Raw genomic sequence first — 14,886 nt, 5'->3', positions numbered from 1 at the left:
CATCTGCGGGAGGGGTTATGATTTGTTAAGGGGCCGGATTTATTGGCGCTCGTGTGTGAGGGCTGGATGGCTATGGGCGCGGATGTCGGGCGATATTCGCAATGCCCGTGCCTGGAACAGGCCAAGTCCCAGTGAGCTTGTCGCCGATTGCCAGGCCTGTGCATGAGGCGACCCATTACCGGAACTGAGTATATGCGCTTTTTTGATAACCTTTCGATGGTAAGAAAACTTACCTTGTGTCTGGGCATTATTCTGGCGCTGACGGTAACGACGAACCTCGTCATCTACGCCAAGAAAAACCAGGTGCGCGAGACGACGAACATCAATGAGCATACGTACAAGGTCATCATCGCCTCGAACAAACTTGTCGAGGCGATGGTCAATCAGGAGACGGGGCTTCGCGGCTATCTGCTGACGGCCGACCGACATTTCCTGGCCCCCTATGTCCATGGCGCGGCCGACTTCGCTCGGGCGATGGCCGAGGCGCGGCGACTGACCGCCGACAATCCCGAACAGCAGGGCCGCCTGACCAAGATCGGCGCGCTGGCGCAGCGTTGGCGCGGTTCGGTGGCCGAACCCAATATCGCGCTGATGAACGCCGCCGCAACGCAGGCCGAGGCCCGCGCGAGCGCGGCGGGGGGCAAGGGCAAGGCGCTGATGGACCAGCTGCGGGGTCAGGCTGGCGCGGTGATAGGCGCGGAAAACCTGTTGCTGGCCCAGCGACAGGCGTCGCAGGAGGCGGCGTTCGGTACGATTTCCAAGGCCATCTTTGGCGGGATGCTGCTCAGCCTCATGCTGGCGATCGCCATCCTGGTCCTGCTGGTCCGGCAGATCGCCCGTCCGGTGAACGCGGTCACCACCGGCCTGACCGCGCTGGCGAGCGGGAATATGGCGGTCACGACGATCGCCGAGGATCGCCGCGACGAAGTCGGGCGGCTGGCCGAGGCGCTCAACAATCTGCGCGGACAGCTGCTGGCTGCTGACGAGGCCAAGACGGCGCAGACCATCCTGATCGTCGACAGCGTGGGCGCCGCTTTGTCCCGACTGGCGGAAGGCGATCTGCTGTCCCGCCTAGACAGCGATCTCCAGGGGCCGTTCGCCACGATCAAGCGCGACTTCAATCGCGCCGCGGATGCGCTTCAAAGTGCGATGGCGCAGGTTTCGGTCTCGACCGGCGGCATCATCAACGGCGCATCGGACATTCGCCAGGCCTCGGACGATCTGTCGCAGCGCACCGAACAACAGGCCGCCAGCCTGGAGGAAACCGCCGCCGCGATGGACGAGATCACCGTGACCGTCCGCAAGACCGCCGAACAGGCGGGGCTGGCCCGGCAGATGGTGGGCCAGGCCAAGGACGAGGTGCAGCATTCGGGCCGGATCATGGAGGATGCGGTGACCGCCATGAACGGGATCGAGCGGGCCTCGACCGAAATCTCCGACATCATTTCGGTGATCGACGGCATCGCCTTCCAGACCAATTTGCTGGCGCTGAACGCCGGGGTCGAGGCCGCGCGCGCCGGGGATGCGGGCAAGGGCTTTGCCGTCGTCGCGTCCGAGGTCCGCGCGCTCGCCCAGCGGTCCGCCGACGCCGCCAAGGACGTGAAGGCGCGCATCTCGGTCTCCGCCGAACAGGTGGAGGCGGGCGTGGCGCTGGTCAACGAGACCGGCAAGGCGCTCGGCCGGATCGTGACGCGCATCGCGGAGATCAATCAGCTGATCAACGATATCGCCGTCTCGGCGGAAAATCAGAGCACCGGGCTGCAACAGGTCAATCTGGCGGTCGGCCAGATGGACATGGTGACGCAGCAGAACGCCGCCATGGTCGAAGAGGCGACGGCGGCGGCGCGGAGCCTGGCGGGCGAGGCCGACGAGCTGTCCCGCCAGATGGCGCGCTTTTCGATCGCGCGGACGCTGGGGCGCAGCTCCAACCCGGTCGCCAGCCTCGACGATCATCGCTATCGGCGCGCGGCTGTCGGATAGGAGCGGATCGCCCCTGGGGGCGGTCCTCTACCGGGCGTCCTTCCGGCCCTTCATCGCCTCGGCGGCGGCATCCAGCTTGGCGCGGTCATTGCCGATGCGGGTGATCAGATCGCGGGCCTGTTCCTGCGTCAGCCCGTGCTTCGAGGCGAAATAGGCGACTTCATAGGTCTCGCCACCGGCAACGCGGCTTCGATCCTGTTGACCTTGCTTGGTTTTATCGTCGGGCATGATGCTCTCCTATGGTCAGGAGCGCAACGTATCGGCGCCGTGATCGCTCCCTCGCCCGCCTCCGGGGATCAGCCGATAGCGGGCGCGCTACCGGCCCGGCGCAGGATCGCATAACCCAACATCCCGGCCGCCAGCGATCCCGCCAGCACGCCGATCTTCGCCTCCGCCTGGAGCAAAGGGCTGTCCGGGAAGGCGAGCAGCGTGATGAAGATGCTCATCGTGAACCCGATCCCGCACAGACAGGCCATGCCCAGCATCTGGAGCCTGCCCGCCCCTGCGGGCATGGCCGCCAGCCCGAGGCGGACCGCGATGGTCGCAAAGCCGAAGACGCCCATGATCTTGCCGATCAACAGCCCGGCCGCGACGCCGAGCGTGACCGGCGCGGCCAGCGCGCCGGGCGGCAACCCCAGCACCGGGACCGCCGCATTCGCCAGCGCGAAGACCGGCACGACGAGAAAGGCGACCGGCCGATCCAGCCGGTGTTCGAGCGTGCGGAGCGGACTGGTGCCGCCCCCATTCCCATGCCCGTCGGATCGGCCGGCCGTGCGATCCATCGGAATGGTGAAGGCCAGCATCACCCCGGCCAGCGTCGCATGGATGCCCGAACGCAGCATCAGCCCCCAAAGGACCAGCCCGATCAGCATATAGGGCGAAAGGCGCCGGACGCCGAGCCGGTTGAGGCCGATCAACGCGACCAGCGCGACGCCCGCTCCGGCGAGGTCGGGCAGGGACAGATGGGTCGTGTAGAACAGGGCGATGATCAGCACCGCGCCCAGATCGTCGATGATCGCCAGCGCCGCCAGGAAGATGCGCAGCGAGGCGGGCACCCGCCGACCCAGCAAAGCGGTGACGCCCAGCGCAAAGGCGATGTCGGTCGCCATGGGTATCGCCCATCCGGCCGCGGTCGGGCCGCGATTGAAGGCAAGATAGATCAGCGCGGGAACGATCATCCCGCCCGCCGCCGCGATTCCGGGCAGGATGCGCCGCGGCCATGTCGAAAGCTCGCCCTCCAGCATCTCGCCCTTGATCTCCAGCCCGACGAGCAGGAAGAACAGGGTCATCAGGCCATCGTTGACCCATTGCTCCAGCGAGAGCGGGCCAAGCCGGGCATGCAGCATCGTCGCATAGCCCGGTCCGATCGGCGAGTTGGCGAGGGCAAGCGCCCCGATGGCCGCCGCGATCAGGACGAGCCCGGCGGAGGAGGGCGCGCCAAGGAAGCGCCGGATGATGTTGGGGCGGGGGCGGTCGGGGTTCGTCATGTCGTGTTCCTGACGCGGGTCGGCCTCGCTGGCGGCCCGACCAACGCGACACCCTGTCCGGGACGGCGCACCGACCCCAGACACCCACGGCCCCTATCGCATTGGCGGACGGGCGGGGCAACGCATGTGTGTATGGGCTTGTCGCCGGGAGGCTTCGGGCCGGTTGACACGGCATGCGACTGTCCGGTTCCGGTCATAATGTTCAAGGCCGGTTCGCCATGGCGTGGCCGCCGCCCCGAAAAACGTCTTATCACAGGGCATTGGCCTTTTCCGCCTTGGACAGTGACGCTCGGTCCATGACGATGAACCGCCCACCCGCGCGACGCAGCGCACCACCCACCGCCAACGCGGGCATCGTCACCAGCACCCCATCGCCCGCGAGGGGCGACATCCTCAACATCCGGTGACAGGGACGCTATCCGTGATCCGTCTTCAGAACATTCAGCGCCGCTATGTCTCCGACGAGGTGGAGACGACCGCGCTGCACGATATCGACCTGCATGTCGCGGCGGGCGAGTTCCTGGCCATCATGGGGCCTTCGGGCTGCGGCAAGTCGACCTTGCTCAACACGTTGGGCACGGTCGACCGGCCGACGGGTGGGCGATACCTGTTCGGCGACCGCGATCTGGCGGCGATGGACGAAAAGGAACTGGCGAAGTTCCGCGCCGAGACGCTGGGCTTCGTCTTCCAGAGCTTCAACCTGATCGACGAACTGACCATCGAGGAGAATGTCGCGCTCGGCCTAGCCTACCGCAGTGATGCGGGGGATCGTCGCGGCCGGGTGGCGGCGGCGATGGACAAGGTCGGCATCGCCCACCGCGCGCGCCACTTTCCCCACCAGCTGTCGGGCGGCCAGCAGCAGCGCGCCGCCATCGCCCGCGCGATCGTCGGCGACCCCAAGCTGATCCTGGCGGACGAACCGACCGGCAATCTCGACACCGCCAATGGCGAGCAGGTGATGAACATCCTGACCGGCCTGAACGATGCGGGCGCGACCATCGTGATGGTCACCCACTCGCCCAGCCATGCCGACCTCGCCAAGCGCCGCATCGACATGCTCGACGGCCGCATCGTCGCCAGCGCCATGCGCGCGATCTGAAAAGGAGCAGACCCGATGAACGGCCTTGCGCTCACCTCGCTCTACCGCTCGCTCACCCGCCACCCGCTCTATGCCGCGCTCAATATCGGTGGGCTGGCGGTCGGGATCGCGGTCTTCTTCGTCCTGGCGCTCTATGTGCGGTTCGAGACCAGTTTCGAGCGGTGGCTGCCGCACCATGACCAGGTCTATCTCGTCCAGACCGAGTGGAAACGCGCGGACGGTCCGTTCACCGGCACCTATCCGTACACCATGGGCGGCCTGCTCGACGCGCTGCGCCAGGATTTGCCCGGCATTATCGGCACGCGGTTCATGGGCGGCACCGATATGGACGGCAAGGACGGCGGAAGCGTCGTGCGCAACGGTGTCGCGACCTTCGACGATATCGGCCAGGTGGATGCGAGCTTCCTGCGCGTGTTCGACCTGCCATGGGTGGCGGGTGACAAGGCGTCGGCGCTGGCCGATCCGACCAGTGTCATCCTCAGTCGATCGGCGGCCAGGAAATATTTCGGCGATGCCGATCCGATCGGGCAGACGATGACGCTCTCCCTCGACAAAGTCGCCCCTTACCGCGTGACGGGCGTGTTCGAGGATCTGCCGAGGACCAGCGACTTCAAATTCTCCATCCTCGCCCGCCTGCCCACCACCGATCTGGGCGACTGGTGGGACCATTGGGGCAGCACCTCGCTCAAGACCTATCTGCGTTTCCCCGACGAGGATGCGGCAAGGGCCTTCGAGCGGAAGATGCCGGGGTTCGTGGCCCGCCGCGGTGCCCGCGATCTGGGGAAGGATGCGGCGACGCGGATGGCGCTGCCGCTTCTTCCGCTGGTCAAGGCGCATCTGCAACCCGCCGGCCAGGCGAGCGCGACTCGGAAGATGACCATCGCCACGCTGGGGGTGGTCGGGGTGCTGACCCTCTTCATCGCGATCGTCAACTATGTGAATCTGGCAAGCGCACGGGCGGGCCTGCGCGCCCGCGAAGTGGCGATGCGCAAGGTGCTGGGCGCGAGCCGTGGCATGCTGATCCGCCAGTTCATGGGCGAGGCGGTGCTCGCCGCCGCGCTGGCGGCGCTGTTGGGGTTGATGCTGGCGGAAATCGGCCTGCCGATGATCAATGCCGCCGGTGGACTGTCGCTGACCATGCCCTATGCCGTGATCGTCCCGGTGCTGCTGGTGCTGGCGATCGGCATCGGGGTTCTGGCCGGCTGCTACCCGGCGATGTTGCTGTCGCGCTTTCCTGCGGCGGCGGTGCTGGCCTCGGCCCGTACGCCGGGCGGCGGGCGCGCGGGGGCGAGGGTGCGCGAGGCGCTGGTGATGGCGCAGTTCGCGGTGGTGATCGCCTTCCTGATCGGCACGGCGGTCCTCGTGGCGCAGACCCGCCATGTCCGTAACGCCGATCTGGGCTTTCGGCGCGAAGGGCTGCTCGTCGCGCCCTGGCTCGGCTATGTGGACCAGGCCAAGCAGCCGGCGTTGATCGCGGCGTTCCGGACCGTGCCGGGGGTGTCGATGGTGACGACGTCGGACACCGGGGTCGGCAATGTCGGCAACAATAATGGCGACAATCTCCTGCTGCCCGGTCGCCCCGCTCCGGGACCGGCGGTCCGCCACATCCATGTCGGGTCCGACTTCTTCCGGCTGTTCGGGGTCCGGCCGATCGCCGGGCGATTGCTGGACGACGCGCACCGGATGGACGACCGGCAGAACAGGGAAAAGGGCGTGCCCGGCAACATCGTGATCTCGCGCACGGCCGCCGCCGCGCTGGGGTTCCGCACGCCCGCCGAGGCGATCGGCAGGAGGGTGGTGGAGCCTCGGCCGATGACCATCGTCGGTGTCGTCGAGGATCTGCGCTTCTTCTCGCCGCGCCTGCCCGCAACGCCGGTCTATTACACCTATGCCCATGGTATCGTGCCCTATCCCGTCGCGACGATGCGTTTCACAGGCGACCCGCGCGCGGTGAAGGAGGCCGTCCGCGCGGCCTGGATCCGGATCGCCCCCGAAGCGCCCTTCCGCGCGGATACCGGCGACCGGCTGCTCCAGAATTTCTATGACGACGACGATCGCGCCACGCGTCTGTTCGGCATCGGCGCGGGCCTGGCGGTCCTGATCGGCTGCGTCGGCCTGTGGGGGCTCGCTTCGTTCAACACGCAGCGGCGGGTGAAGGAGATCGGCATCAGGAAGACGCTGGGCGCATCCTCGGTCGACATCATGCGGCTGCTGGTCGGGCAGTTCCTGCGGCCGGTGCTGCTGGCCAATCTGATTGCATGGCCGCTGGCGTTCGTGGCGATGCGGACATGGCTGGCGGGATTTGACGACCGGATCGCGCTGTCACCGCTTCATTTCCTCGGTGCGACCGCGCTGGCGCTCGGCATCGCGGTGCTGACGGTGGCGGGGCAGGCCGTCCGCGCCAGCCGAATGGAGCCGGCCTGGGCGCTTCGTCATGACTAGGCGTCCGGCCCCGGCGGGGTCGGGACCGGCCTGCGGGTCGCATGGCCCTCGCCGGGCGGAGCGACCCCCGCCGCCAGCGCGATCTGGATGAGTTCGGCCAGATTGCCCGCGTCCAGCCGGTTCATGACCTGGGCGCGGTGCAGCTCGACGGTGCGCGGGCTGATGCCCAGCTTCTTGCCGAGCAGCTTGTTGGTATTGCCCCTGACCAGCCCCAGCAGCACCTCGCGCTCGCGCGGGGTCAGGCGGGCGATGCGCGCGCTGGCGGTCTCGTCGCGGGAGACGGGGCGGACCGCCGCCAGGCAGTCGGCGATCGCGTTCGACAGGCCGGGGTGCAGCGCCGTGTCGTCCTGCGCGACGATATAGTCGGTCGCGCCCGCCTTCATCGCGGCGACGGCGGACATCAGGTTCGTGCCCGCCCCGTCCAGCACGATGCTCGGCAAGGCGATCGACCGGGCCTTGAGCTCACGGGCGACCGACAACCCTTCGGGCTTGGCATGGCGCAGGTCGACCAGCACGCAGCCGGGCGCCAGGACGGCGGCGATGTCGAGGAATGCCGCCGCGCTCTCGAACAGGCGCGCGCGATACCCCATCGCCCGCACCAGCGCCGCGAGGCGACGGGCCTCGGTCGTCCTGGGGCTGACGATATAGACCTGGCCGCTATCCTCCTGCGTCAAATCCTCCGCGATGCCGCCGATGCGGGTGATCGCGCCCTGCGCATCGGGAATGGGAAAGCTGGTGTCGCGCAGGCGGCGGACGGCCCCGTCGCCGGGGCGGACGATGCGATACGCATATTGGGTGACGTCCCCGGCCATGACGCTGGCCAGGGCATGTTCGACCTGTACCCGGTCATCGGGATGCACATCGTCCAGCCAGCACGCGATCGAAGGCGAGGCGCCGTCGCGTGGGATGCCCCAGATTCGATCGAAGGCGGCGCTTCGATAGAGTATGTCCCCGGTCCGCGGGTCGGCGATCCAGAGGAGGTTGCTGCTATGCGCGGCAAAGCTGCTGAACTGCGCCTCGCTGGCGCGGATCGCGGCTTCGGCATGGCGCTGCTCGGTCATGTCGATCGCCGCGCCGATGAAGGCGATCGGATGGCCATGGGCGAATGTCGTCCGGCCCGATGTCGCGATGTGGCGGACGATGCCATCGTCGCGACCGATGACGCGATATTCGATCCTGTAGCGCCCATCGCCTGACGGATCGACACAGGCCGCGATCGCCGCGCGGACCCGTTCCCGGTCGTCGGGATGGATGCCCGCTTCGAACAGTTCCTCATTGATCGGGGTGCCGGGCGGGATGCCCCACATCGCGCAGAGCCGTGCGTCCCATTCGAGCGCGCCGGTGCGCGGGTCCCAGGCATAGATGCCGATGCCGACCAGCTCGGTCGCGGCGCGCAGGCGCGCCTCGCCCCTGTGCAACGCCGCCTCGGGCCCCCGGCGGAACACCGCGTTCCGGATGGACGTGTCGTGCGAAACTTCGTCCATCGGGCCGGCTCTCCTCAGGCTTTGCCGGTCACCACCGGCAAGCGTCCGCGACCGGGTAAGGTTCCCTAGGGATCGCCCGGATGGGCCTGGCGCCTTGCCGTCCATAACTCTGCCCCACGCAATCGAGGAGAGCGGCATGAAGGCCCTGGTCTGGCACGGCAAGGAGGACATCCGGTACGACACGGTGTCCGACCCTGCGATCGAACATCCGCGCGACGCCATAATCAAGGTTACGAGTTGTGCGATCTGCGGGTCGGACCTGCATCTCTTTCACAATCTGGTGCCCGCGATGCTGCCCGGCGACATCATGGGGCACGAGACGATGGGCGAAGTCGTCGAGGTCGGCAGCGCCGCCGGGGGAACGTTGAAGAAGGGCGACCGCGTCGTCATCCCCTTCACCATCCAGTGCGGCGAGTGCGACCAGTGCCGTCGCGGCAACTTCTCGGTCTGCGAACGGACGAACCGCAAGAAGGAATTGGGCGACAAGGCGTTCGGCCATGCGACGGCGGGTCTGTTCGGCTATACCCACCTGACCGGCGGCTATCCCGGCGGGCAGGCCGAATATCTGCGCGTGCCCTTTGCCGATACCACGCACATCAAGGTGCCGGACGGCATCGACGACGAGAAGCTGCTGTTCCTGTCCGATATCCTGCCGACCGGCTGGCAGGCGGCGGTGCAGGCGGACATCCAGCCCGGCGATACGGTCGCCATCTGGGGCTGTGGCCCGGTCGGCCAGATGGCGATCCGCGCGGCGATCCTGCTGGGCGCCGAACAGGTGGTCGCGATCGACCGGCTGCCCGAACGCCTGTCGATGGCGGCGGCGGCGGGCGCGATCACGATCGACTTCGAGCAGGAGAGCGTCGTCGAGCGGCTGAACGAACTCACCGACGGCAAGGGGCCTGAAAAGTGCATCGACGCGGTCGGCACCGAAAGCCATGTCCATTTCGCCCAGCCCGACACCGTGCTCGACCGCGCCAAGCAGATGCTGATGGCGGAGAATGACCGCCCGCATGTGCTGCGCGAGATGATCTATGTCTGTCGCCCCGGCGGCGTCATCTCGATCATCGGCGTCTATCTGGGGCTGGTCGACAAGATCCCGATGGGTCAGGCGATGAACAAGGGGCTGACCTTTCGCATGGCGCAGGCGCATGTCCCGCGCTGGACGGGCGACCTGCTCCGCCGGATCGAGGACGGGCAGATCGATCCCTCCTTCGTCATCACCCACAAGGTCGATCTGTCCAAGGGACCCGAAATGTACGCCACCTTCCGCGACAAGGCGGACGGGTGCGTCAAGGTCATGCTCCAACCCTGAAGGAGGGCGTCATGCCACTCACCAACATCACCGGCATCGCTCGTTCGGAGGGCGACCCGCGCGTCGAGCATAAAGGGCCGAGTTCGCTGTCGGGTGCCGACCGGCTGGCGCGCGCGCTCGGCTGGTTCTCGGTCGGACTGGGCATCGCCGAATTGGTCGCCCCCGGCCGCCTGGCCCGCACGCTGGGGCTCGAGGACAAGGAAGGGCTGATCCGCGCTTATGGTGCCCGCGAACTGGCGAGCGCCGTCCCGACGCTGTCGATCGACAAGCCGGTCGGGCTGGCCGCGCGGATCGCGGGCGACGCGCTCGATCTGGGCACGCTGGCGACCGGGCTGCACCGCGACAACCCCAAATGGCGCAACGCCGCGATCGCGACCGCCTTGGTCGCGGGGATCACGCTGCTCGACATCGCGGCGTTGAAGGGCGTGAAGGCCGCCCATCGGCGCGAACCCGGTGCCGGTCGGGACTATTCCGACCGGTCGGGACTGCCCAAGGGGCGTGAAGCCTCGCGCGGGCTGGCCCGCAAGGACTTCGACATTCCCCCCGACTATCGCGCTGAAGGCAGCGTGGCCGATGCGGTGCCGTTGCTGCCGTCCCAGGCCTGACCCCCGAAACCGAAGCGGCACCATGTCGGTGCTGAATTGGTCAGACAAATCGTCTTTACAGCCCGCATCATCGGGGTAGACTGATCCCTCGACCAAGGGGCGCGGGGGATGAAGCGGGCTGGGATCGGCGTCATGGGTGCGGGCCTTGCCTCGACAGGGGGCATGGCCACATCGACCCGCGTCTCGACCATGCGCGACGCCGCGCCCCTTCGGCTTTTGGCGATCATCAACGAAATGGCGGCGTGCCTGCGGGGCGCCGCCTTTTTTGATTCGCCCGTCCGACAGGACGCACGCCGTGTCGCCGGATGATGCCCCGCCCGGCATGGCCCGCGTCACCCTACCGCCCAAGACCTTCCCTGCCGGAGACCGCCCGATGACCGTGACCCGCCGCACTCTCCTGGCCAGCGGACTGACGACGGGGCTCACCGCCCCGGCGCTCGGTGCGCCCGGCCTTGCGGCGGGCCGTCCGCTCGAACTCGACAGCGGCGATGCGCCCGCGCCGTTCGATGCGATGCCCGAGCCGCCCTTCATCGCCGATCCGAGCCTCCTCCGGCTCGACGATGGCTGGCTGTTCCACAAGGGCGACATCGTCGTGCCGCCGATCCTGGGGCATGAGGAAAGCTATCAGAACGCCAAGGCCGGGATCGCGCAGGGCGCGGCGGCGGTCGGCTATGACGATAGCGACTGGCGCACGGTCGAACTGCCGCATGACTGGGCGATGGAGGAGGTGGTCGACCCGAACGCCAATGTCGCGCAGGGCTATCGGCGGCGCGGCATCGGCTGGTATCGCCGCACGCTCAAGCTGCCCGTCGAATGGCGCGGCCGCTATCTGGAGGTGCAACTCGGCGCGGCGGCGACCAACGCCAAGGTCTGGTTCAACGGCGTCCTCGTCGCGCACAGCTTCAGCGGCTACACCGCGATCCTGATCGACATCACCCCCTATGCCCGGTTCGGCGAGGAGCTGAACACGCTGGCCGTCCGCGTCGATGCCGAGACGATGGAGGGATGGTGGTATGAGGGCGCCGGGCTCTATCGCCACAACTGGCTGGCGGTGCGGGACGGGGTCAGCATCGTCACCGATGGGCTTCATGCCGATCCGCGCAAGGGCAATGGCGGCTGGACGGTGCCGGTCGCGCTGACCGTCTCCAACATCCAGAAGACGGCGGCAACCGTCCGGGCGGAGGCGGTGCTGATCGATCCGGCAGGTCGCACCATCGGCCGTGCCGAGACGGACGTAAGCGTCGATCCCCTGAAGACCGCCGAAGCGAGCATGACCATCCCGGTCGCCGATCCACAGCGTTGGTCGGTGGACCATCCGACGCTCTATCGGGTGGAGACACGGCTGCTGCGCGACGGCAAGGCCATCGATGCCCGCGCCACCCGGATCGGCTTTCGCGAAATCCGTTTCGACGCCGCCACCGGCTTTTATCTCAACGGCGTGGCGACCAAGATCAAGGGCGTGTGCGTCCATCAGGATCATGCCGGGGTCGGCGTCGCCATGCCCGATGCGATGTGGGAATGGCGTATCCGGCGGCTGAAGGCGATGGGGTGCAATGCGCTGCGCTGTTCGCACCATGCGCCCGCACCCGAACTGCTCGATGCGTGCGACCGGCTGGGGATGCTGGTCATGGACGAGAACCGCAACTTCAACCCCAGCCCGGACTATCTGCGCCAGTTGCAATGGCTGGTGCGCCGCGACCGCAACCGGCCGAGCGTCTTCCTGTGGTCGGTCTTCAACGAAGAGCCGATGCAGGGCACCGAACAGGGTTACGAGATGGTCCGCCGCATGGCCGAGGCGGTGAAGGAACTCGACACCGCGCGCCCCGTCACGGCGGCGATGAACGACGGGATGTTCTCCCCGCTCAACGTCTCCGACGCGGTCGACGTCATGGGCTTCAACTACCAGCATCGCCGCTACGACAAATTCCACGCCGCGCATCCGGCCAAGCCGATGACCAGTTCGGAGGATACCAGCGCCTTCATGACGCGGGGCGTGTGGAAGACCAACATGGCGCGGCATGAGGTCAGTTCCTACGACACCGACGCCGCCGAATGGGGCCTGACCCATCATGAAAGCTGGCGGATGATCGACACGCGGCCGTTCGTCGCGGGGACGTTCGTCTGGACCGGCTTCGACTATCATGGCGAGCCGACGCCGTTCGAATGGCCGACGACCAGCAGCGTCTTCGGCATCATGGACCTGTGCGGTTTCGCCAAGATGGCCTTTCACCTGCGCCGGGCGCAATGGGTGGACGATGCCCCGGCCCTCGCCATCGCGCCGCACTGGACCTGGCCGGGGCGCGAGGGGGAGGCGACCCGGGTGATCGCGCTGACCAATGCCGAGACGGTGGAACTGCGCCTGAACGGCCGGAGCCTGGGGACCAAGACGGTCGACCGGCTGGCGATGCCCGAATGGCAGGTGCCCTATCGCCCCGGACGGCTGGAGGCGATCGGCTATCGCGCCGGGCGGGCGGTGTCGCGGACCTTTGTCGAGACGGCGGGCGCGCCGGTCGCGCTGCGGCTGGTCGCCGATCGCGGCGGGATGCTGGGGACGGGCAGCGACGTGCAGCCCTTTACCGTGATGGCGGTCGATGCGCAGGGGCGGATCGTGCCGGATGCGGCGGCGCAGGTCGCCTTCCGCGTGACGAGGGGCGCGGTGATCGGGGTCGGCAATGGCGACCCCAACGACCATGACTCCGAGGTTCTGCCCGCGCGCCGCTTGTTCCATGGCCTCGCCCAGGCGCTGGTCCGGGCCGAGGCGGGGGCGGGCACGCTGACCCTGGAGGCGAGCGCGCCGGGCCTGAAACCGGCGCGGGCATCGGTGCGGGTGATCGCGGCCCGACCTCTGCCCGCGCTCCCCGCGACGCGGCCGGTCGCGATGCTGACCGACTGGAAGCGGAGCGACTTCGCCGCGACCCGGCCCGATCCGCTGCGCCGCTATGCGGGCAACGACATGAACAGCCTGGTCTATGCGCGACCCGGACGGCTGGAGGGACCGGGCGAGGGGGTCTGGTCGACCTATCGCACGAACGTCAAGCCGCGCCGCCGGGTGGCGGAACAGGGCGGCGCGGTGGTCTTCGCCGAGGTCGTGGGGCGGGCCGAGGCCTGGGTGGACGGCGTGAAGCGGGCAGAGAAGACGGCGTTCGCGGGCGGCCCGCTGGTGGTGCCGTTCCCGGCCGGGGCGGGGGAACGGCAGGTGGTGCTGGTCGTCGAGGCGGAGCCGGGCAAGGCGTCCGGCCTGGGGCGGACGGTGTCGGTGCGGGAAGGGTAAGCCCTTGGCCTTCGACTTCGCTCAGGCTGAACGGGTGGGTGATATTGGTCTCGACCTCCGTTCGCGCTGAGCGAAGTCGAAGCGTATGGGTCAGACCTTCAGGATGATCCCCTTGCGATCCAGCACCCACCCGAACGCGCAGCAGACCAGCGTATAGGCCAGCGCGCAGAGCAGGGAGCCGACCGGCCCCGGCGCGATCGGCTGGAACCCGTTCAGCCCGATCCAGGTATAGAGGCCGACGCCGTCGACATGGACCAGCTCCAGCACGACGACCAGCAGTTCGGAAAACAGATAGATGGCCAGCGGATTGCGCCCCAGCATCTGGAGGAAGGACCGCCCGAGCGTCACCCCCCGAACCTCGACCAGCCATAGGACCGCGCCCAGCAGGATCAGGTCGAGCCCGACGGTCAGCGCGACGAACGATCCGGTCCACAGCTTCTTGCCGATCGGCAGGACCGGCGACAGCAATAGCGCGACGACGACCAGCCCCGCCCCGATCGCCGCCAGCCGTCCGACCGTGGCGGCATGCTTGCCCCAGCGCTGGATGGCCAGGCCGGTCAGATAACCCGCGATCACATTGGCGGTCGCGGGCAGCGTGCCGAGCAGCCCCTCGGGATCGAAGCCATGGTCCTTCTTGTACAGATGCTCCGGCCCGATCAGCCACAGGTCGAACAACGTGCCCGCATTCTTGTACCGCCCGAACGCCTCGCCCGCCGGGCTCAGGCCCGTCAGGATCGCCCAGTGCGCGACGACCAGCCCGACCGCGACCATCGCCAGATGGCTGGGCCGCAGATAGCGCGCGAGGAGCGCCCCCAGCAGATAGCAGAGCGCGATGCGTTGCAACACGCCGGTCAGCCGTGTGTCGGCGAAGGGCTTGGCGACCCAGTCGCCGTCCGCCTGGTGCGTGACGAAGGGGAACCAGTACATCAGCACGCCGAGCAGGAAGATCAGCGCAGCCCGCTTGAATATGCGGCGCAGGAAGACGTGCTCGGGCATCGGCCGGGTCAGCGCGAAGCTCATCGCATTGCCGACCGCGAACAGGAAGCTGGGATAAATCAGGTCGGCCAGCGTGAAGCCGAACCACGGCGCATGCTGCAACTGGGTGAAGGCCCCGCCCGCGCCCGCCGTGTTGACCACGATCATCAGGAAGATGGTCGCGCCCCGGAACATGTCGAGCGAGGCGAAGCGCTCGGGTCGGGCGGTCAT

At 68.0% G+C, this 14,886-nt stretch carries 11 protein-coding genes; 6 read left to right on the top strand and 5 right to left on the bottom strand.

Translation table 11 applies throughout. The features are described from left to right. Positions 1 to 234: 234 nt before the first annotated feature. Positions 235 to 1,980: a methyl-accepting chemotaxis protein gene (locus QE363_RS18560; RefSeq protein WP_309697667.1), complete on the top strand. Its 1,746-nt coding sequence runs from the start codon at positions 235 to 237 to the stop codon at positions 1,978 to 1,980. Positions 1,981 to 2,007: 27 nt separating this feature from the next. On the opposite strand, the gene QE363_RS18555 is transcribed toward QE363_RS18560, so the two are convergent. The 3 genes from QE363_RS18555 to QE363_RS18545 all read right to left on the bottom strand — a co-directional run bounded on the left by QE363_RS18555 (position 2,008) and on the right by QE363_RS18545 (position 3,858). After that, positions 2,008 to 2,208: a DUF3606 domain-containing protein gene (locus QE363_RS18555; protein ID WP_309697665.1), complete on the bottom strand. Its 201-nt coding sequence runs from the start codon at positions 2,206 to 2,208 to the stop codon at positions 2,008 to 2,010. 68 nt (positions 2,209 to 2,276) lie between these two features. After that, positions 2,277 to 3,467, bottom strand: a complete 1,191-nt coding sequence (nhaA, locus tag QE363_RS18550) for a Na+/H+ antiporter NhaA (protein WP_309697663.1) — start codon at positions 3,465 to 3,467, stop codon at positions 2,277 to 2,279. Positions 3,468 to 3,717: 250 nt separating this feature from the next. Then, positions 3,718 to 3,858: a hypothetical protein gene (locus QE363_RS18545; protein WP_309697661.1), complete on the bottom strand. Its 141-nt coding sequence runs from the start codon at positions 3,856 to 3,858 to the stop codon at positions 3,718 to 3,720. A 30-nt stretch (positions 3,859 to 3,888) separates the two neighbouring features. On the opposite strand from QE363_RS18545, the gene QE363_RS18540 reads away from it, so the two are divergent. Then, positions 3,889 to 4,566, top strand: a complete 678-nt coding sequence (locus tag QE363_RS18540; protein WP_309697659.1) for an ABC transporter ATP-binding protein — start codon at positions 3,889 to 3,891, stop codon at positions 4,564 to 4,566. Positions 4,567 to 4,581: 15 nt separating this feature from the next. Next, positions 4,582 to 7,008: an ABC transporter permease gene (locus QE363_RS18535; protein WP_309697657.1), complete on the top strand. Its 2,427-nt coding sequence runs from the start codon at positions 4,582 to 4,584 to the stop codon at positions 7,006 to 7,008. Here QE363_RS18535 and QE363_RS18530 read toward each other — a convergent pair. After that, a complete protein-coding gene (locus QE363_RS18530) occupies positions 7,005 to 8,492 on the bottom strand; it encodes a PAS domain-containing protein (protein ID WP_309697655.1) in 1,488 nt (495 codons plus the stop codon). The genes QE363_RS18535 and QE363_RS18530 overlap by 4 nt on opposite strands. 136 nt (positions 8,493 to 8,628) lie before the next feature. Between QE363_RS18530 and QE363_RS18525 the strand changes: the two genes are divergently transcribed. From QE363_RS18525 to galA, 3 genes are all read left to right on the top strand, one after another. After that, positions 8,629 to 9,804, top strand: a complete 1,176-nt coding sequence (locus tag QE363_RS18525; RefSeq protein ID WP_307100948.1) for a zinc-dependent alcohol dehydrogenase — start codon at positions 8,629 to 8,631, stop codon at positions 9,802 to 9,804. An 11-nt stretch (positions 9,805 to 9,815) separates the two neighbouring features. Next, positions 9,816 to 10,409 carry a hypothetical protein gene (locus tag QE363_RS18520; RefSeq protein ID WP_307100946.1) on the top strand — a complete coding sequence of 198 codons (594 nt, stop codon included), beginning with the start codon at positions 9,816 to 9,818 and terminating at the stop codon, positions 10,407 to 10,409. A gap of 295 nt (positions 10,410 to 10,704) precedes the next feature. Further along, positions 10,705 to 13,680: a beta-galactosidase GalA gene (gene galA / locus QE363_RS18515; RefSeq protein WP_309697649.1), complete on the top strand. Its 2,976-nt coding sequence runs from the start codon at positions 10,705 to 10,707 to the stop codon at positions 13,678 to 13,680. A gap of 90 nt (positions 13,681 to 13,770) precedes the next feature. On the opposite strand, the gene QE363_RS18510 is transcribed toward galA, so the two are convergent. Further along, positions 13,771 to 14,886, bottom strand: coding sequence for a heparan-alpha-glucosaminide N-acetyltransferase domain-containing protein (locus QE363_RS18510; RefSeq protein WP_309698243.1), 1,116 nt, complete (start codon positions 14,884 to 14,886; stop codon positions 13,771 to 13,773).

The organism is Sphingomonas sp. SORGH_AS_0870, assembly GCF_031453175.1.
GTDB lineage: Bacteria > Pseudomonadota > Alphaproteobacteria > Sphingomonadales > Sphingomonadaceae > Sphingomonas.
This window is presented reverse-complemented; position numbering and strand designations above follow the sequence as displayed.